Annotated in this window: 18 protein-coding genes and 1 other RNA gene; 8 read left to right on the top strand and 11 right to left on the bottom strand. The window is 59.1% G+C overall.

Annotated elements, in window-relative coordinates; all coding sequences use genetic code 11:
• Window positions 1–118 precede the first annotated feature (118 nt).
• Window positions 119–946 (top strand): nickel/cobalt efflux protein RcnA, encoded by an 828-nt coding sequence (locus tag ACQUTP_RS09030; protein WP_065696668.1) that lies wholly within the window; start codon window positions 119–121, stop codon window positions 944–946.
• Window positions 947–990: 44 nt separating this feature from the next.
• On the opposite strand, the gene ACQUTP_RS09025 is transcribed toward ACQUTP_RS09030, so the two are convergent.
• On the bottom strand, window positions 991–1,605 hold the full coding sequence (locus ACQUTP_RS09025; RefSeq protein ID WP_096833643.1) for a YczE/YyaS/YitT family protein: 615 nt from the start codon (window positions 1,603–1,605) through the stop codon (window positions 991–993).
• Window positions 1,606–1,693: 88 nt separating this feature from the next.
• On the opposite strand from ACQUTP_RS09025, the gene ACQUTP_RS09020 reads away from it, so the two are divergent.
• Window positions 1,694–3,121: a PLP-dependent aminotransferase family protein gene (locus tag ACQUTP_RS09020; protein WP_096833644.1), complete on the top strand. Its 1,428-nt coding sequence runs from the start codon at window positions 1,694–1,696 to the stop codon at window positions 3,119–3,121.
• 134 nt (window positions 3,122–3,255) lie between these two features.
• On the opposite strand, the gene ACQUTP_RS09015 is transcribed toward ACQUTP_RS09020, so the two are convergent.
• The 3 genes from ACQUTP_RS09015 to ffs form a co-directional block, all read right to left on the bottom strand.
• Window positions 3,256–3,471, bottom strand: coding sequence for a hypothetical protein (locus ACQUTP_RS09015; RefSeq protein ID WP_004142688.1), 216 nt, complete (start codon window positions 3,469–3,471; stop codon window positions 3,256–3,258).
• Complete coding sequence (locus tag ACQUTP_RS09010; protein ID WP_004204776.1) at window positions 3,468–3,725, bottom strand: hypothetical protein; 258 nt, start codon at window positions 3,723–3,725, stop codon at window positions 3,468–3,470. The genes ACQUTP_RS09015 and ACQUTP_RS09010 overlap by 4 nt, the downstream gene beginning before the upstream one ends.
• 311 nt (window positions 3,726–4,036) lie before the next feature.
• An RNA gene (ffs, locus tag ACQUTP_RS09005) (signal recognition particle sRNA small type) lies at window positions 4,037–4,133 on the bottom strand.
• A gap of 241 nt (window positions 4,134–4,374) precedes the next feature.
• On the opposite strand from ffs, the gene ACQUTP_RS09000 reads away from it, so the two are divergent.
• Both ACQUTP_RS09000 and ACQUTP_RS08995 read left to right on the top strand, forming a co-directional pair.
• Window positions 4,375–4,782: a dTDP-glucose pyrophosphorylase gene (locus ACQUTP_RS09000; protein ID WP_096833645.1), complete on the top strand. Its 408-nt coding sequence runs from the start codon at window positions 4,375–4,377 to the stop codon at window positions 4,780–4,782.
• Window positions 4,783–4,848: 66 nt separating this feature from the next.
• Window positions 4,849–5,160, top strand: a complete 312-nt coding sequence (locus ACQUTP_RS08995) for an MGMT family protein (protein WP_004204778.1) — start codon at window positions 4,849–4,851, stop codon at window positions 5,158–5,160.
• Window positions 5,161–5,198: 38 nt separating this feature from the next.
• Here ACQUTP_RS08995 and ACQUTP_RS08990 read toward each other — a convergent pair whose 3' ends face one another.
• Entirely contained in the window at window positions 5,199–5,690 is a 492-nt protein-coding gene (locus tag ACQUTP_RS08990; protein WP_002891903.1) for a YbaY family lipoprotein, read from the bottom strand.
• Window positions 5,691–5,906: 216 nt separating this feature from the next.
• Here ACQUTP_RS08990 and tesB point away from each other — a divergent pair, with 216 nt between their 5' ends.
• The gene (gene tesB, locus ACQUTP_RS08985; protein WP_004204779.1) at window positions 5,907–6,770 is read left to right on the top strand and encodes an acyl-CoA thioesterase II; all 864 of its coding nucleotides are present in this window, start codon (window positions 5,907–5,909) and stop codon (window positions 6,768–6,770) included.
• Window positions 6,771–6,821: 51 nt separating this feature from the next.
• On the opposite strand, the gene amtB is transcribed toward tesB, so the two are convergent.
• The 5 genes from amtB to ACQUTP_RS08960 form a co-directional block, all read right to left on the bottom strand.
• Window positions 6,822–8,108 carry an ammonium transporter AmtB gene (gene amtB / locus ACQUTP_RS08980; RefSeq protein ID WP_004204781.1) on the bottom strand — a complete coding sequence of 429 codons (1,287 nt, stop codon included), beginning with the start codon at window positions 8,106–8,108 and terminating at the stop codon, window positions 6,822–6,824.
• A gap of 33 nt (window positions 8,109–8,141) precedes the next feature.
• Entirely contained in the window at window positions 8,142–8,480 is a 339-nt protein-coding gene (gene glnK / locus ACQUTP_RS08975; protein ID WP_002891893.1) for a P-II family nitrogen regulator, read from the bottom strand.
• A 243-nt stretch (window positions 8,481–8,723) separates the two neighbouring features.
• Window positions 8,724–10,502 carry a SmdB family multidrug efflux ABC transporter permease/ATP-binding protein gene (locus tag ACQUTP_RS08970; protein ID WP_032455638.1) on the bottom strand — a complete coding sequence of 593 codons (1,779 nt, stop codon included), beginning with the start codon at window positions 10,500–10,502 and terminating at the stop codon, window positions 8,724–8,726.
• Window positions 10,495–12,267: a SmdA family multidrug ABC transporter permease/ATP-binding protein gene (locus ACQUTP_RS08965; protein ID WP_080935946.1), complete on the bottom strand. Its 1,773-nt coding sequence runs from the start codon at window positions 12,265–12,267 to the stop codon at window positions 10,495–10,497. The genes ACQUTP_RS08970 and ACQUTP_RS08965 overlap by 8 nt, the downstream gene beginning before the upstream one ends.
• A gap of 42 nt (window positions 12,268–12,309) precedes the next feature.
• The gene (locus ACQUTP_RS08960) at window positions 12,310–12,768 is read right to left on the bottom strand and encodes an Lrp/AsnC family transcriptional regulator (protein ID WP_004204786.1); all 459 of its coding nucleotides are present in this window, start codon (window positions 12,766–12,768) and stop codon (window positions 12,310–12,312) included.
• Between the two features lie 115 nt (window positions 12,769–12,883).
• Between ACQUTP_RS08960 and ACQUTP_RS08955 the strand changes: the two genes are divergently transcribed.
• On the top strand, window positions 12,884–13,936 hold the full coding sequence (locus tag ACQUTP_RS08955) for a PLP-dependent cysteine synthase family protein (RefSeq protein ID WP_023319850.1): 1,053 nt from the start codon (window positions 12,884–12,886) through the stop codon (window positions 13,934–13,936).
• Window positions 13,937–13,980: 44 nt separating this feature from the next.
• Here ACQUTP_RS08955 and cof read toward each other — a convergent pair whose 3' ends face one another.
• Window positions 13,981–14,799 (bottom strand): HMP-PP phosphatase, encoded by an 819-nt coding sequence (cof, locus tag ACQUTP_RS08950; protein WP_017898908.1) that lies wholly within the window; start codon window positions 14,797–14,799, stop codon window positions 13,981–13,983.
• Between the two features lie 127 nt (window positions 14,800–14,926).
• On the opposite strand from cof, the gene ACQUTP_RS08945 reads away from it, so the two are divergent.
• Window positions 14,927–16,624 (top strand): SgrR family transcriptional regulator, encoded by a 1,698-nt coding sequence (locus ACQUTP_RS08945; RefSeq protein ID WP_048323175.1) that lies wholly within the window; start codon window positions 14,927–14,929, stop codon window positions 16,622–16,624.
• A gap of 66 nt (window positions 16,625–16,690) precedes the next feature.
• A complete protein-coding gene (gene queC / locus ACQUTP_RS08940) occupies window positions 16,691–17,392 on the top strand; it encodes a 7-cyano-7-deazaguanine synthase QueC (protein ID WP_004204791.1) in 702 nt (233 codons plus the stop codon).
• The last annotated feature ends 113 nt before the right edge of the window (window positions 17,393–17,505 follow it).

The raw sequence follows: 17,505 nt of genomic DNA, 5'->3' as shown, positions 1-17,505 counted from the left end.
GTCAGCAACGCCTGCCAGCATACCATGATCCTTTTTATTAGCCGCTTTATCTACTGGGGGGTAGTATTTTACTACTGGGGGGGAGTAGGATAAACGCACTTTTGGCAAGGATCCCGATATGAACGATTTCACTTCCCTTTTGCAGCAGGGCAATGCCTGGCTGTTTATTCCCAGCGCAATACTGCTCGGCGCGCTGCACGGCCTCGAACCCGGGCACTCAAAAACAATGATGGCCGCCTTTATCGTGGCGGTGCGAGGAACCTTAAAACAGGCGGTACTGCTGGGGCTGGCGGCCACGGTTTCGCATACGGCGGTGGTCTGGCTGATCGCCATGGCCGGTCTGTGGTTTGGCCGCGGCTGGAACGCCCAAACCTCTGAACCCTGGTTTCAGCTGGTCTCAGGGATTGTCATTGTGCTGATTGCCTGCTGGATGCTCTGGCGCACCTGGCGCGAATCGCAGCCCCACACGCACCATGATCACCACCACGAACATGATCATCACCACGAACATGATCACCACCATGACCATCACCATGCGTCCTCATCCGCCGCGCCGCTGGTGGCGGAAGAGTGGCAGGATGCGCATCAGCGGGCCCATGCTCAGGAGATTAACCGGCGCTTCGATGGCCGCCAGGTGACCACCGGGCAGATCGTGCTGTTTGGCCTGACCGGCGGGCTGATCCCCTGCCCGGCGTCCATTACCGTGCTGCTTATCTGTTTACAGCTGAAGAAATTCTCGCTGGGCGCCACGCTGGTGCTGGGCTTTAGCGTCGGTCTGGCGCTGACGCTGGTGGCTTCCGGGGCTATCGCCGCCCTGAGCATGAAACATGCCGCCCGCCGCTGGCCGTGGCTTAACGACCTCTCGCGCAAGGCGCCCTGGATCTCAGGTTTACTGATTATTGTGGTGGGGATCTACATGATGCTTCATGGCCTGAGCGGTCTGTAAACCACAAAGCGCCCTCTTCTTGACGACGAGGGCGCGGGTTCCCTTCAGGAGACGCTCTCCCGGGGAGTGTTGACCGCGTTGCGGTTGACGGGCTGACTGAACCACGGCAGGCACAGCTGGATAAGCGGTCCAATCGACAGCGCGTAAATGACGGTTCCGACGCCAAACTTGCCCCCCAGCAGACAGCCAATCAGCAGCACGGAAAGCTCGATCGCCGTCCGGATACCGCGCAATGACCAGCCGGTGCGAGCGTGCAGGCCGGTCATCAGGCCATCGCGCGGACCCGGGCCAAACCCCGCGCCAATGTACATCCCGGTGGCGATAGCGTTCAGCACAATCGCCACCACCAGCAGCACACTGCGCGCCACCAGCGATTCCAGCGGCGGCAGGACGGCCAGCGTGGCGTCCGCCGCCAGCCCCAGCACGATCACATTGCTCACCGTACCGAGCCCCGGCATCTGCCGGATCGGGATCCATAGCAGCAGCACCGCGGCGCCGGTCAGAATAATCACGGTCCCGAAACTGATCCCCAGCTGTTTAGCCACTCCAAGATGAAAGACGTCCCACGGATCGGCGCCGAGATTAGCATGCACGAAGAGCGCCGTGGACACGCCGTAGAGCACCAGACCGATATATAACTGCAGCAGGCGACGAAGCATATTTTTTCCTCAACATCATTGCGAATGCCCTCATCATCAGCAAAAATGGACTGATAATTAATGGCCAGTTTTGGAAAAGTGGATCGCTATGTCAGCCCGACGCTTTGGAACACAGTCCCTGGTACGCCTGCTCGGCAACTGGCAGGAGTCCAGTTCTCGCACACCGCTATGGCGCCAGCTGGCGGAAGCGCTCCGCCTGCTGATCCTCGATGGCCGTCTGACGCTACAGACGCGCCTGCCCGGCGAGCGCGAGCTGGCGGCGGCCCTCAACGTCAGCCGGACGACCATCGCCAGCGCCCTCGGCCAGCTGCGGGAGGAGGGATTTATCCAAAGCCGCCAGGGGAGCGGGTCGCGCATTGTTTTGCCGGAACGCCCTGCCGACCTGCCGTCGCCCTCTGCGACTCCCTCGACGATCAATCTCTCTACCGCCGCCCTCAGCGCCGGTCCGGAGGTCCATCAGGCCTTCCAGCATGCCATGACCCTGTTGCCGCCCTATCTCGCCCAGACCGGTTACGATCAGCAGGGGCTCCCGGTGCTACGGGAAGCGATTGCCCGGCGCTACAGCGAACGTGGCCTGCCGACGCGGCCCGATGAAGTGATGGTGGTCAACGGCGCGCTCAGCGCCTTCGCGCTGATCCTGCGTCTGTTCACCGGCCCCGGTGACCGGGTGGTCATTGATGCCCCGACCTATCCAATGGCCATCAGCGCCATTCAGGGCGCCTCCTGCCGGCCCATTGGGGTCGCACTCCCACAGCAGGGGTGGGACTGCGATGGATTCGCGGCGATCATTGCGCAGACCGCGCCGCGTCTGGCATGGCTGATGCCGGATTTTCACAACCCCACCGGGCGCTGTATGGATGCCCTCACCCGCCAGCGGGTCGCGGACATCGCGGCCAGGACGCGAACAACGCTGGTGATCGATGAGACCATGGTCGACCTTTGGTATAACGCCCCGCCCCCGCCGCCGCTGGCCTGCTTTAATCCCGACGCCGCGGTGATCACCATCGGTTCGGCCGGGAAAAGTTTCTGGGGGGGACTGCGCATCGGCTGGATCCGCGCCAGCACGCGAACAATCGCCTCGCTTATTCAGGCCCGCGACTCTCTGGACTTGGGTACGCCGCTGCTGGAGCAGCTGGCCTGCAGCTGGCTGCTGGCAAACGCCGCCACGCTGCTGCCGCCGCGACGGGAGATGCTGAAGGCGCGCCGGGACATGTGCGAAGAGCTGATGAAAGAGTATTTTCCCCGCTGGCGCTTTACGCCACCGGAAGGCGGGCTCTCTTTTTGGGTGGAACTCCCTGACATGCTAGCCACTTTGTTCTCTGCGCGTGCGGAAAGCCAGGGGATCCATATCGGCACCGGCACGCGGTTTGGTCTGGAGGGCGCGTTCGATCGCTATTTACGTCTGCCGTTTACGCTGCCGGATGAAGCATTGCGCCAGGCCTTCTCCACGCTACAACCATTGTGGCACAGCCTTGCAGAACAGCGGGAAAGTGCGCGTTTGCGGAAAATAATATAAGAAAATATCGACGGGCTGGCTTCAGCCCGTCAAAAGTCCGTCATCCATGAGGTATATGAGATGTTTTTATAAAATTGCCTGGGTATCCTGCCATCTGGTTATGGCAACCCGGTGACGGAAATAAGGCAATTTCATTAATGCTGGCGCGGAATAGGAAACCCTTTCAAGGAAATAATAAAGCCATCTTCATCTTTTTTAATTTTAGCGCCGGTGTCACACCAGTCGGAGGCAATGCGAAAGAACTCATCACTACCGATATTCCAGTTCAGGCGAACGTGTTTCACGTATCCTGAGCGCAACATATCGCAGGCTTCGCTATAGTTGCTGGCTGTAGAGAATTGTTGTTTCATTTTTTCTTCTTCAGAAGTTTTCTTAATGCTTTGATTTCTTTAGGGGTTAATGGCGTCGCTTCCTCTTCGGTATGCTGGCTGTCAATGTCCTCTTCCGTCACCCCCGCCTCATCTGCTGACGCCTCCAGCTGAAAAGCCAGCTGCAGCAGCTTTTCCGTTGCCGTACCCAGGTTCTCGTTATTCACTTCCGCATAATGACGCAACTTCTCTTTTAACTCAGCGTCAATTTTTACATTCAAAACCACTGTGGTCATAGCTACGCTTCCCGTGCAATAAAATCATCATAATTAATACACGAAGTTAACATGCTGATCCAGAGATATATTTTATAGCATGGATCTGGCAACAAATTCCCACCAATAAGATGCGCTTTATTTATGACACGCAAATGACATTAATATTTCAGTAGCATTTCAGATTTATGACAAGTAAATATTATGGTATAAGTAGAGGGTGTTTTAGCAACTAAAAATAATATGTGATCTGTATTAGGAATAAATTCTGGCCAGCAGAGAAGACCGCACAAATACAAGGGGAAAATTACGAAGGCCGAAATGGGTGGGGGCCCTGCCAGCTACATCCCGGCACACACGTCGTCTGCTCTGGCTGCTTCCTTCCGGACCTGACCTGGTAAACAGAGTAGCGTTGCGGGAGAACCAACAGAGCCCCCATTGAGAGCGTTGTTACCCAACGCGCTGGCGCATTATCCCTGCTGACCTGGTGAATTGCAAGCACGCCCCGACTGCCTGCTGGTTTATTGCGCAATAATGCGAATAAAACCAGTCACTCACGCTCAACCTGTGAGATTGCGAGCGCGCGCTCAGCACACAGTCGGGATATCCACCATACTTAGCCATCTTGCGTCCCCTTTTATCATCAGCACCTTGTCTCGACGGTAATCGAATGACTGACTCATCACCACAGACCATCACTCTGCCTTTACCCGCCATTGAAGGGATGACCATCGCCTTTCAGGGGGTGAATTATCTGCGCCCTGAAAAAATGCTCGACTTCGTGACCATTACTCAGGCGCCGGTGCGGGCGGTCACGCCGCTGGCGCTGCTCTATTCCACCGTCGGCGTCCTGCGCCAGGTGGAACTGCGCAAGCTACCGGTCTACATCAGCGGTCGGGTGGTATACCCCATCTCGTCGTTGACCATGCCGGGCCTGCGCGCGAAGCTGATCATCAACGCGACCTCGCAGCGGTTAAAATTCCTTGAGAGCCTCATCGCCAGTTCACCTTCCGACAATGTCCATGGCATGCAGATCCTCGGCCTCGCTCTGACGTTCACCGTCGAACAGCCCGCCTGATCGGGCAGGCTGTACAGCCTGAAGATCAGCGCTTATGCTGGCGTTTTTCGGGTAACAGGACTGAATATGGATCCGCACGATACATTTCCCCAACGTGTCTGGCACATTGTGGCGTCGATACCGGAAGGGTATGTCACGACCTATGGCGATGTCGCCAGGCTGGCCGGTTCGCCGCGCGCGGCGCGCCAGGTGGGCGGTGTGCTGAAGCGTCTGCCGGAAGGGTCCACTCTGCCCTGGCATCGGGTGGTCAATCGCCATGGCGATATCTCCCTCACCGGCCCCGATCTGCAGCGGCAGCGTCAGGCGCTGCTGGCCGAAGGGGTGCAGGTCTCCGGCGGCGGCCATATCGATCTCCAGCGCTATCGCTGGGTTTACTGAAGACCAAAAAAAAGCCCCCATTCGGGGGCTTAGCGAGCTTACTGTGCGACAGGCACGGCGGTCTGCTGAACCGGAACCAGCGTCAGGTCGGCATGGGTGCCCCCCTGGTTGATCACCGTCTGCACGGTATCGGTAATGAACATCAGCTGGCCGTTAACCGTAATCGCTGCGCTCAACAGAATGCGGGCGTTCGGTTGAATATCTGCCGGGTTGTAAGGCAGTGCAAAGTTGAATGGCGCCTGCTTGCCTTCGGTACGCACCGCTTTTTGCGACAATACGCGGGCTGGCGCATCGGCCAGAGAAGCATCCGACAGGGTCACCGTCAGCACCGCATCCGGCGGCAAAGCGATTCTCTGGCGGATATTAATCGTCCCCGTGACGCTCGGCTGCTGCTGCGCCACGCTCAGCGTCGCAATACCGTAAGGGTCGGGTGCGGCCGCCTGCGTCGAAGAATTGTTCGAGTGGTGATTAGCACAGGCGGTCAGCGTCGCGGCGACGGCTAAGGCACTAAACATATAGGCAAATTTCATGATGTTCTCCTTATCATCCCTTAATACCCAGGAGGATGTTCCGCCGCTTCGCCGGCAGGAACTTTCGTGTCGTCAATAAGTGTGGCACAGATCGCAGATTTCTTCCTGTTGACCGGTTGTTATTCAGATTATTACACCCATCGGACCACTTGCGATTCCAGGTTATACTTTGCCACATTACGCGCGCGGCGCCGCCATTGTTAACTGAGGAAAAGTATGAGTCAGGCACTCTCTAACCTGCTGGCATTATTAGATTTGGAAAAAATTGAGGAAGGGTTGTTCCGTGGACAGAGCGAAGACCTGGGATTGCGCCAGGTTTTTGGCGGCCAGGTGGTGGGCCAGGCGCTGTATGCGGCAAAAGAGACCGTGCCCGTTGAACGTCTGGTGCATTCGTTTCACAGCTACTTTCTGCGCCCCGGCGACAGTCAAAAACCGATCGTCTACGATGTGGAGGTGCTGCGCGACGGCAACAGTTTTAGCGCCCGCCGGGTCGCCGCCATCCAGAACGGGAAGCCGATCTTCTATATGACCGCCTCCTTCCAGGCGCCAGAGCACGGCTATGAACATCAGAAAGCGATGCCGGCCGCCCCCTCCCCTGATGGGCTGCCTTCGGAAACCGACATTGCCCGCAAGCTGGCGCATCTCCTGCCGCCGCAGGTGAAAGACAAATTCCTCTGCGATAAGCCGCTGGAGATCCGGCCGGTGGAGTTTCATAACCCGATGAAAGGCCATATCGCCGAGCCGGTGCGTCAGGTGTGGCTGCGCGCCAACGGCGCCGTTCCCGACGATCTGCGCATTCATCAGTATCTGCTGGGCTATGCCTCGGACTTTAACTTCCTGCCGGTGGCGCTGCAGCCGCACGGCGTTGGTTTCCTTGAGCCCGGCATGCAGGTCGCCACTATCGATCACTCGATGTGGTTCCATCGGCCGTTTAATATCAATGAGTGGCTGCTGTACAGCGTCGAAAGCACCTCGGCCTCCAGCGCCCGCGGCTTCGTCCGCGGCGAGTTCTACACCCAGGATGGCACGCTGGTTGCCTCAACGGTGCAGGAAGGGGTGATGCGCAACCGCAACGCATAAAAAAAGCCTCCCCTACGGGAGGCTTTTTGCTACATGGAGAAGGGTTTTCTGTCAGGCGTTGTAAGCGTTTTCGCCATGGCTGTTGACGTCCAGCCCTTCGCGCTCCTGCTCTTCCGGCACGCGCAGCCCTACGGTCATATCCGCTACTTTGTAGCCGATAAAAGCGACGACGCCGGACCAGACCACGGTAATGCCGATACTTTCCAGTTGCACCAGCAGCTGATGGCCCATGGTGACGCCTTCCGCATAACCGACGCCGCCCAGAGAAGTCGCCGCGAAGATACCGGTCAGAATACAGCCGACGATGCCGCAGACGCCGTGAACGCCGAAGACGTCGCAAGGGTCATCCACACGCAGCCAGCGTTTCAGCGCAGTCACGCCCCAGATACCCGCCAGGCCAGAGGCGATACCGACGATCAGCGCGCCGCCGACACCGATATAACCACACGCCGGCGTAACGCCAACCAGACCGGCAATTGCCCCGGAGCAGGCGCCCAGCAGTGAAGGTTTGCCGCGCAGAGCCCATTCGCCAAAGGTCCACGCCAGGATAGCAGCGGCGGTCGCCACGACGGTGTTAACGAACGCCAGGGCCGCGATTTCATTCGCTGCGCTGGCAGACCCGGCGTTGAAACCGAACCAACCCACGTAGAGGATAGCGGTGCCGGTGAACACCATCGGCAGGTTATGCGGTTTGAACGCTTCTTTGCCGAAGCCCACGCGTTTGCCCATCATATACGCGCCCACCAGCCCGGCGACCGCGGCGTTGATGTGCACAACGGTGCCGCCGGCGAAATCCAGCGCGCCATGCGTCGCCAGCAGACCGCCGCCCCAGACCATATGCGCAATCGGCACGTAGGAGAGCGTCATCCACACCACCACGAAAATCAGCACGGCGGAGAAACGGATACGTTCAGCCAGCGCCCCGACGATCAGCCCGACGGTGATGCAGGCGAACGAGCCCTGGAAGGCGACGTGGATATACTGATAGAAGGTGCCCATCAGCGCTTTCAGTTCAATATTTTTCAGCATAACCCAGTCAAAGCTGCCGAAGAAGCTGCCGCCGGTGCCGAAGGCCAGAGTATAGCCATAAATGACCCACAGTACGCAGACCAGGCCAAAGGTGACAATCACCTGCGTCAGCATGGAAAGAACGTTCTTACCGCGGATCAGACCGCCGTAAAACAGCGCAATCCCCGGGATAGTCATAAACAGAACCAGCGCGGTGCAAATCATCATAAACGCGTTATCGGCTTTGTCCGCCACCGCAGGCGCGGCCATCGCCAGCCCCGGAAGAAGGGCTAATGCCCCCAGACCCGATTTCATTGTTGCCATTTTCATTGTTTCGTTCCCCATCACTGTGTGGTCTGGAAATTACAGTGCCGCTTCGTCAGCTTCGCCGGTACGGATGCGAATGACGCGCTGCAATTCAGCGACAAAAATTTTGCCGTCGCCAATTTTTCCGGTGTAAGCCGCTTTGCTGATGACATCGATAACTTCATCCAGCTGATCGTCGGCGATCGCCACATCAATCTTCACTTTTGGCAGAAAGTTGACGCTATACTCGGCGCCGCGGTAGAGCTCCGCATGTCCTTTCTGACGGCCAAATCCTTTGACTTCAGTGACCGTCAGGCCCTGAATGCCGATGGAAGACAAGGCTTCACGCACGTCTTCCAGTTTGAATGGTTTGATTACCACGGTAACCAGCTTCATAAGTCCCCTCCAGTCAGTATTCGGTAATGGCCGCAGCTAACACGATGGATATAAAGCAAGGGCTATGCCAGAAATGAAAAAAGGCCGCTGAGCGGCCCTTTGATGGCAAAAAACAGGCGAGAGGTCAGGCATTAGCCGGCGTAAAGGCATTTAACGGGCAAAAATGCACCACAGCGGTGCATTTGATGTAACGTTTTTGCACCACGACAGGCCGCCCAGCCTTCGCTGCCTGCTGGTGGTGCATCAGGCGCTGAGCGACTCTTCTCTGACGCTGGCCGCCAGCTCTTCACCAGCCAGCTGTAGCTGATACATCTGCCAGTAGCGGCCTTTCGCCGCCAGCAGCTGCTGGTGGTTGCCCCGCTCGACGGCCTGACCACGATGCAGAACCAGAATGGTATCCGCCTCGACGATGGTCGACAGCCGATGGGCGATAACCACCAGGGTGGTATGCTGGCGAACCTTCGCCAGCGCCTGCTGAATCGCCTGCTCGGTACCGGAGTCGATGTTTGCCGTCGCCTCATCCAGAATCAGTACCTGCGGGGTGTCCACCAGCACGCGCGCCAGCGCCAGCAGTTGCTTCTGTCCGACGGAGAGATTATTGCCCTGCTCGCCCAGTTGGGTGTACAGGCCGTCGCTCATGCTGCGCGCCACCGCCGCCAGCTGCACCGCCTCCAGCGCTTCCCAGACCTGGGTTTCGCTGATGTCCCGGCCCAGCGCGACGTTGGCATAGAAGGTATCCGCCAGCACCACCGGATCCTGTTGCACCATCGCGATGCCCCGACGCAACGCGCTGTGGCTGAGAGAAGCGAGCGGCCGGCCATCGATGCGGATCTCCCCGTGGGTTAACGGGTAATAGCCCATCATCAGACTGGCGAGGGTACTCTTCCCGCTGCCGGTATGCCCGACCAGCGCCACAAAGCTGCGGGAAGGGATATCCAGCGTGATATCCTGGAGGACCAGACGATCGCCGCGGTAGGCAAAGGAGAGATGGTCGATTTCCACTCGACCGCTGCTCAGCGGCGCATCATCGGCGCCCCACGCCTGGCGTGGACGATCCATTAGCTCGAAAACGCGTTCGCCGGCGACCACCGCCTGCTGCAGCATTGACTGCTGGGTGGTCAGCTCAATGAGCGGCTCGTTAAGGCGTCCGAGATAGCTGATAAACGCATACAGGACCCCGACCTCAATCGTGCCCGCCGCGCTAAAGCCGAACAGCATCAGCAGCCCGCACAGCACCAGCGAGGAAAAAAGACTCAGCAGCGGACGCAGCAGAAAACCGTCGAGGCGTAGCGTCTGCATCCGCGCCAGGTAGTGGGCGTAGCTGGCCTCACGCATCCGTTCGCCAAAACGCGCCTGCTGGCGGAACTGCTGAATGACCCCCATGCCGTTGATCACTTCGTTAAAGCCATCGTTGATGTCGGCAAGCCAGGCGCGTACCCGGCGCACGATCGGCGTGCTATAGCGCTGATAAATGATCATCACGATCAGCACCGCCGGGAAAATCGCGATCGCCACCAGCGCCATCCGCCAGTCGAGGCTAAACATCGCCACCAGCATCGCGCCGATCAGCGCCGCGCTACGCAGCACCGTCGCCACTACCGTCACGTACAGGTCGCGAATGACTTCCGTATCGTTGGTTACCCGGGAGATAAGCTGCCCGACCGGCTGAGTATCAAACTCGCTGAGCGGCTGATGCAGGGCGGCATCCATCACATCGCTGCGTAACTGCTGGACCACGCCAACCGCGGCGCGGTTAAACAGCAGCGACTGGCTATAGTGCAGTAACGCCGCCAGCAGCTGCAGACCGATATAGGCTGCCGCCAAGCCTGCCACCAGCTTCAGCGGCAGAGTATGTTTCGCCACCATATTGTCGATGAAATAGCTGATAAGCAGCGGACCGCTCACCTCTGCCGCCGCCGCGATCCACATCATCGCCACCGCGATGGCCAGCGGCTTACGCCACGGTGAACCATAGGCCAGCAGGCGTTTAAGCGTCGGCCAGAGTTCGGTAAAGCTACGCATCCAGGACCTCCTCTTGCTCCTGGGGAACCTCGTCGAGCGCGGCCTCCAGCTGCTGATAGCGATACATGTCGCGATACCAGCCTGGCTGCACGGCCAGCGCCTCATGGCGGCCGCGCTGGGCGACATGCCCATGCTGCAGCACCAGAATTTCACTGGCCTCGGTCAGCGCCGACAGTCGGTGGGCGCTGATAATCACCGTCCTCCCCTCTCCCCACTGGCGCAGGTTATACAGGATCTGGTGTTCGGTGCGACCATCCACCGCCGATAAGGCATCATCCAGGATCAGAATTTCGGCCTCCAGCAGCAGGGCGCGGGCAATAGAGATACGCTGTTTCTGGCCGCCGGAGAGCATCACGCCGCGCTCGCCCACTTCGGTATCGTACCCCTGGGGCAGACGCAGAATGTCGTCATGCACGCTGGCCAGCCGCGCCACCCGCTCAATCTGTTCCGGCGTCGCGTCCGGTTTTCCCAGCGCGATATTATTGGCGACGGTATCGGAGAATAAAAACGGCGTCTGATTGACCACCGCCAGCCGTTCGCGCCAGCTGTCGAGCTGCAGACGCGGTAGCGGCAGATCGTGAAAGCGGATCTCGCCGCTGGTGACGTCAAAATGGCGCTGCAGCAGGGCCAGAATGGTGCTTTTGCCGGCGCCCGTCGGCCCGCAGATGCCCAACATTTGCCCCGGCTGAAGGGTAAAATTAACCTGTTCCAGTGAAGGTTTGCTCGCCTGCGGATAGATGAAATCGCGGATAGCGACCTGCAGGACGCCGCGGCCTGCCGGCACCGTCTCGGTCCCGTCGTCCACCGCCGGCGCCTCTTCGAGCAGGGTGCGGATACGACCATAGGCCGCGCTACCGCGCTCCACGATGTTAAACATCCACGCCAGCGCCAGCATCGGCCAGATCATCAGGCCAAGGTACATCACGAAGCTGGTCAGCTGCCCCAGCGTCAGGCTGCCGTGGATCACCATCCAGCTGCCGCCGCCGATGGCCAGCAGGTTCGCCGCCCCGATGGCGATATAGATGGTAGGGTCGAAGCGCGCGTCAATTCGCGCCACGCGCATATTTTTCGCTCCGGTATCAGCCGCATCGGCGGCAAACTGCGCCGACTGGCGATCCTCCAGCCCGAACGCCTTAATCATGCGGATGCTGGTCAGGCTCTCCTGCGTGCGATCGTTGAGGCTGGAAAAGGCCGCCTGGGCGACGCGAAAACGTTCGTGAAGGGCATCGCCGTTGCGTTTGATCGCCAGGGCCATCAGCGGCATCGGCAGCAGCGCCAGCAGGGTGAGCTGCCAGCTAATCTGCGTCGACATCACAATCAACACCGCACAGCCCATCACCAGGGAATCCACCAGGGTTAACACCCCTTCACCGGCGGCAAACACCACCCGGTCCACGTCGTTGGTGGCGCGGGCGATCAGATCCCCGGTGCGATGGCGCAAATAGAACGCCGGATGCTGGCGGCTCAGCTGCCGGTAAAAGTCTTCCCGCAGTTCGACCGCCAGCTGGTAAGAGGCGCCGAACAGCAGCACGCGCCAGACATAGCGCAGCAGGTAGACCATCACCGCGATCAGCACCAGCGCGCCGATCCACATCCACACCTTCTCCGCGGTGTAATGTTGTTGCGTCACGCCGTCGACCACAATGCCCACCACCTTCGGCGGAACAAGCTGCAGGACGGCAATAATGGCCAGCAGGGCAATTGCGCCAAGATAGCGGCGCCACTCCCGGCGGAAATACCAGCTGAGTTGTGCAAATAATCGCAAGCAGTAAAATCCTGATTTGTTATGGGTTACGGCGCAATACCGTTATTCGACAGGCAAGGCGGTGGTGTATTTTATCTGTTCCATGGCAAAACTCGAAGTGACATCCGACAGCCCCGGCACGCTGTTCACCAACCGTTTATAAAAGTCGTCATAGCGCTTCATATCGGCCACCTGCACCCGCAGCAGATAGTCATACTCCCCCGCCATCCGCCAGAAGCCGAGCACTTCAGCCATCTGCGTCACTTCGCTCACAAAATGGCAATACCAGTCGCTGCTGTGATGCTGGGTCTTGATCAGGACAAACGCCGTCAGCCCCAGCCCCACCTTTTCCGCATCCAGTAAGGCGACGCGCCCGCGGAGAATACCCTCATCCTCGAGTCGTTTCAGGCGTTTCCAGCAAGGGGTCGTGGTCAGATTAACGGCATCGGCCAGCGCCTGCAAAGAGAGGGTGCAATCTTCCTGCAGCAGCGCCAGCAGCTTACGGTCAATTTTATCTAACATAAGGCCACCAGAGAGAATAATTTACTCCCGCAATTGTAATTGAAAGGTCAAATAGCAACAATTTTTCCCGCACAATCCGCTAAGCTGGGCACAAAATGACAAACAGGAATCCGAGATGAATAGCGCCTGGGTAAAACACGCCATTAGTGAAATTAACGCCGACTATCAGCGTTCCGCCGATACACACCTGATTCGCCTGGCGTTGCCTGGTTTTCCGGGGATCCCGATTTATCTGAAGGATGAAAGTACGCATCCGACCGGTAGCCTCAAACATCGTCTGGCGCGGTCGCTGTTTCTCTATGGCCTGTGCAACGGCTGGATCAAAGAAGGTACCACGATTATCGAATCGTCTTCGGGTTCGACTGCAGTTTCTGAGGCCTATTTCGCCCGCCTGCTGGGGCTGCCGTTTATCGCCGTGATGCCCTCCTGCACCGCCAGACGAAAAATCGAACAGATCGAGTTCTACGGCGGACGCTGCCATTTTGTGCAGAGCGCCTGCGAAATCTACGCGGCTTCCGAAACGCTGGCGCGTGAACTGAACGGCCACTATATGGATCAGTTTACCTTCGCCGAGCGGGCCACCGACTGGCGCGGCAATAACAATATCGCCGACAGTATTTTCCGCCAGATGAGCCATGAGCCGCACCCGCAGCCGTCGTGGATCGTGATGAGCGCCGGCACCGGGGGGACCTCGGCGACCATTGGCCGCTATATTCGCAGCCAGGGTTACGAGACGCAGCTGATGGTTGTCGACCCGCAAAATTCAGTATTCCTCGATTACTGGCAGACCCGCGACGCCAGCCTGCGCAGCCCGATCGGCAGCAAAATTGAAGGCATCGGCCGCCCGCGCGTCGAGCCATCGTTTATTCCCGATGTTGTCGATGAGATGCTGCGCGTGCCGGATGCGGCGAGCGTGGCCACTGCTCTGTGGCTGGAAACGCAGCTTGGGCGAAAAGTCGGCGCCTCGACCGGGACCAACATGTGGGGCGTGCTGCAGCTGGCCGCGCGGATGCGCGAGGAAGGACGCACGGGTTCCCTCGTCACCCTGCTGTGCGACAGCGGCGAGCGTTATCTGGAAAGCTATTACAACCCGCAGTGGGTGGCGGCCAACATCGGCGATATCGCACCCTGGCAGGCGGAGATCGCCCGGCTGGTCGGCAGAACATAAAAAAAGCCAGATAGAATGCTATCTGGCTTGCTGGAAGGGTCTCTCTATTCGGGGGAATAAGGAAGATCAGGATTATCCAGCCAATGCGTTAAAAAATGGGAGACCGCCTGATGCCGGCAGTCGCCAATAACCGGGAGATGCGGCAGCTCGGCTTTCAGCTGCGGCATCGCGTTGCCCATGATGAACCCCCGCCCGACGCTGCGAAGCATCTCGCGATCGTTCATCGCATCGCCGAAGGCCATGCACTCCTGTAGGGAGAGTCCCAGGTGCTGGCTCAGCCTCGCCAGCGCCGCGCCTTTATTGCAGCCAACCGGCAGCACTTCCAGACAGTCCATCGCCGAGAAGCAGAGAAACGCGCGCTGGCCCAGCGCCTCATTCAGTTGGATCCGCAGGCGGCGCAGATCGTCATGATCGCCGCAGAAGCAGATCTTGGTGACATGATGCGCCGACATACGTTTCGGATCGCACAGTTGATAGCGAAACCCGCTGAAGACATGCGCCTTCAGCAGCTCAGGTCTTGCCTGGCCGGTGAACCAACCGCCGTCATTAAACACGTGCATGCTGGCCCGGGTATCCCATCGACTATGCAGCACGTCTTCCGCTACCTCGGGATTGAGATCCTGACGGTACAGCTCCTCCCCTTCCAGCGAGTGGATGCGCGTCCCGTTGCCCGTGATCAGAAATGCGTCCAGGGAAAATTCACCCATCACATGGTGCATCTCCAGCGCATGGCGGCCGGTGGCGAACGTCAGAGTGATATCGCGTTCCCGCAGCCGTTTCAGCGCGGTGAGCGTCTTTTCTCCGAGACGATGGTCCGGCATCAGTAAGGTGCCGTCCATATCAAATGCTGCCAGTTTTGCCATGGTGTTTTCCCCGATGTGTGATGGGCTTCGCTTGTGTTGCAGTATCACCTGGGATATACGGAAGTAATAGTGAATAGATAATATAAATTGTTCCGGGTTTATTGCGGCCCGGTGGGCGACAGCGCTTATGAGACTCTTACACCGTTTAAACCAGTACCAGCGGCTGTGGCAGCCCTCTGCCGGGGCGCCGCAGCAGGTCACCGTCGGCGAGCTGGCGGAACGCTGTTTTTGCAGCGAACGCCACGTCCGTACCCTACTGCGTCAGGCGCAGGAAGCTGGATGGTTAAGCTGGCAGGCCAGCTCCGGGCGCGGCAAGCGCGGCTTGCTCTCTTTTTACAAAACGCCGGAACGTCTGCGCAATGAGATGATGGAGCAGGCGCTGCATAAAGGTCAGCAGCAAAACGCGCTGGAGCTGGCGCAGCTAGCCCCGGTGGAGCTGAAAGCCCTGCTCCACCCCTTTCTGGGCGGTCAATGGCAAAACAATACCCCGACGCTGCGTATTCCCTACTATCGCCCGCTGGAGCCGCTGCGTCCCGGCTTTCTGCCCGGACGCGCCGAGCAGCATCTGGCCGGGCAGATCTATGCCGGGCTGACGCGCTTCGACGAAGGTGACAATATGCCGATCGGCGATCTGGCGCACCACTGGCAGGTCTCCCCTGACGGCCTGCGCTGGCAGTTTTATATCCGCTCCACGCTGTGCTGGCACAACGGCGATGCGGTGGAAACCGCACAGCTGCGGCAGCGCTTACTGCTGCTGCTGGAACTGCCCGCCCTGCGGACCCTCTTCGCCAGCATCAGCCGCATCGATGTCACTCACGCCCAGTGTCTGACTATCACGCTGCATCGTCCTGACTACTGGCTGCCGTTCCGCCTCGCCAGCTATTGCAGCGTGCTGGCCCATCCTGACGATCCGGCCATCGGCTGCGGACCGTTCCGCCTGAAGCGGTTTAGTCCGGAACTCGTCCGCCTGGAGAACCATCCTCGCTACCACCTGCGGCATCCGCTGATCCAGGCGGTGGAGTACTGGATCACCCCCCAGCTCTTCGATCGCGATCTCGGGACCAGCTGCCGCCACCCGGTGCAGATCACTATTGGCGATCGCGAAGAGCTGCATAACCTGCGCCAGGTCAGCAACAGCATCAGTCTTGGCTTCTGCTATCTGACCCTGCGTCACAGCCCTCGGCTTAGCAAAGCGCAGGCCCAGCGGCTGGTATCGATAATTCACTGCTCGTCGTTGCTGGATACGCTGCCGCTCGACGAGGATCTGATTACGCCAAGCCATGAGGTGTTGCCGGGATGGTCCATCCCGCAGGGGCCGGAAAACAGCGCGGTGCCGCTGCCGGCCAGGCTCACGCTGCTCTACCATCTGCCGGTCGAACTCCACGCCATGGCCGAACAGCTGAGACAGCGGCTGGCTGTGCTGGGCTGCGAGCTGACGCTGCTGTTCCATGACGCCAAAAACTGGGAAGGCTGCCAGCATCTGGGGCAGGCCGACCTGATGATGGGCGACCGCCTGATCGGCGAAGCGCCGGAGTATGCCCTGGAGCAGTGGCTGCGCTGCGATATGCTGTGGCCTAATTTGCTGACCGGGGCGCAATATGCCCATCTGCAGGCGACATTAGACGCGGTACAGGCGCAGCCGGAAGCCCGCAGCCGCAACGATGCGCTGCGCAACGTATTTAACAGCCTGATGGAAGACGCCATCATGACGCCGCTGTTTAAATATAACTATCGGATCAGCGCCCCGCCGGGAGTCAATGGCTTGCGCCTCAACGCCCGCGGCTGGTTCGACTTCGCCAGCGCCTGGCTGCCGGCGTCGACGTGACAGAGCTGGTGGTGGCGGGCGTCTGGCGCTACCATATCGCCTTTACTCATTTAGTCAGGAATTGCCATGAAACGCGCCGTAGTTGTCTTCAGCGGAGGACAAGATTCAACCACCTGTCTGGTGCAGGCTCTGCAACAGTATGATGAAGTGCATTGCGTCACTTTTGATTATGGCCAACGCCACCGCGCGGAAATCGACGTTGCGCGCGAACTCGCCCTGAAACTTGGCGCCGTCGCGCATAAAGTGCTGGACGTTACCCTGCTCAATGAACTGGCGGTTAGCAGCCTGACCCGCGATAACATTCCGGTACCGGACTATCAGCCTGATGCCGAGGGCATTCCCAATACTTTTGTCCCGGGGCGCAATATTCTGTTTTTAACCCTGACGGCCATCTACGCCTATCAGGTAAAAGCCGAAGCTATCATCACCGGCGTGTGCGAGACCGACTTCTCCGGCTACCCGGACTGCCGCGATGAGTTTGTCAAAGCGCTGCACCACGCCGTCAGCCTTGGAATGGCGAAAGACATTCGCTTTGAAACACCGCTGATGTGGCTGAACAAAGCCGAGACCTGGGCGCTGGCCGACTACTGGGGTCAGTTAGATCTGGTGCGCCGGGAAACCCTTACCTGCTACAACGGCATTAAGGGCGATGGCTGCGGCCAGTGCGCCGCCTGCAACCTGCGCGCTAACGGGCTTAACCAGTATCTGGCCGATAAAGTCGGGGTAATGGCGGTGATGAAGCAAAAAACCGGGCTGATACAGGCATAGCCTCCGCAGAGGTATCTTCCAAAAGCTTCAGTTCAACTTCCCCGGTAGCGCTACGCTTACCGGGGCAAGGGGTTCATCACCTTCCGTGGGTCGAGGTGCGCCACCGCCCGGCA

The sequence above is a fragment of the Klebsiella sp. 2-CIP_Kleb. genome (assembly GCF_050378715.1).
GTDB classification, from domain to species: Bacteria; Pseudomonadota; Gammaproteobacteria; order Enterobacterales; family Enterobacteriaceae; genus Klebsiella; species Klebsiella quasipneumoniae.
Note: the sequence above shows the minus strand (reverse complement) of the source record. Positions and strands in the feature narration are given on the sequence as shown.

What these genes read in the sequence shown, in the direction of transcription:
- ACQUTP_RS09030 (WP_065696668.1), top strand. Translation starts at nt 119, where the DNA reads ATGAACGATTTCACTTCCCTTTTGCAGCAGGGCAATGCCTGGCTGTTT.
- ACQUTP_RS09025 (WP_096833643.1), bottom strand. Translation starts at nt 1,605, where the DNA reads ATGCTTCGTCGCCTGCTGCAGTTATATATCGGTCTGGTGCTCTACGGC.
- ACQUTP_RS09020 (WP_096833644.1), top strand. Translation starts at nt 1,694, where the DNA reads ATGTCAGCCCGACGCTTTGGAACACAGTCCCTGGTACGCCTGCTCGGC.
- ACQUTP_RS09015 (WP_004142688.1), bottom strand. Translation starts at nt 3,471, where the DNA reads ATGAAACAACAATTCTCTACAGCCAGCAACTATAGCGAAGCCTGCGAT.
- ACQUTP_RS09010 (WP_004204776.1), bottom strand. Translation starts at nt 3,725, where the DNA reads ATGACCACAGTGGTTTTGAATGTAAAAATTGACGCTGAGTTAAAAGAG.
- ACQUTP_RS09000 (WP_096833645.1), top strand. Translation starts at nt 4,375, where the DNA reads ATGACTGACTCATCACCACAGACCATCACTCTGCCTTTACCCGCCATT.
- ACQUTP_RS08995 (WP_004204778.1), top strand. Translation starts at nt 4,849, where the DNA reads ATGGATCCGCACGATACATTTCCCCAACGTGTCTGGCACATTGTGGCG.
- ACQUTP_RS08990 (WP_002891903.1), bottom strand. Translation starts at nt 5,690, where the DNA reads ATGAAATTTGCCTATATGTTTAGTGCCTTAGCCGTCGCCGCGACGCTG.
- tesB (WP_004204779.1), top strand. Translation starts at nt 5,907, where the DNA reads ATGAGTCAGGCACTCTCTAACCTGCTGGCATTATTAGATTTGGAAAAA.
- amtB (WP_004204781.1), bottom strand. Translation starts at nt 8,108, where the DNA reads ATGAAAATGGCAACAATGAAATCGGGTCTGGGGGCATTAGCCCTTCTT.
- glnK (WP_002891893.1), bottom strand. Translation starts at nt 8,480, where the DNA reads ATGAAGCTGGTTACCGTGGTAATCAAACCATTCAAACTGGAAGACGTG.
- ACQUTP_RS08970 (WP_032455638.1), bottom strand. Translation starts at nt 10,502, where the DNA reads ATGCGTAGCTTTACCGAACTCTGGCCGACGCTTAAACGCCTGCTGGCC.
- ACQUTP_RS08960 (WP_004204786.1), bottom strand. Translation starts at nt 12,768, where the DNA reads ATGTTAGATAAAATTGACCGTAAGCTGCTGGCGCTGCTGCAGGAAGAT.
- ACQUTP_RS08955 (WP_023319850.1), top strand. Translation starts at nt 12,884, where the DNA reads ATGAATAGCGCCTGGGTAAAACACGCCATTAGTGAAATTAACGCCGAC.
- cof (WP_017898908.1), bottom strand. Translation starts at nt 14,799, where the DNA reads ATGGCAAAACTGGCAGCATTTGATATGGACGGCACCTTACTGATGCCG.
- ACQUTP_RS08945 (WP_048323175.1), top strand. Translation starts at nt 14,927, where the DNA reads ATGAGACTCTTACACCGTTTAAACCAGTACCAGCGGCTGTGGCAGCCC.
- queC (WP_004204791.1), top strand. Translation starts at nt 16,691, where the DNA reads ATGAAACGCGCCGTAGTTGTCTTCAGCGGAGGACAAGATTCAACCACC.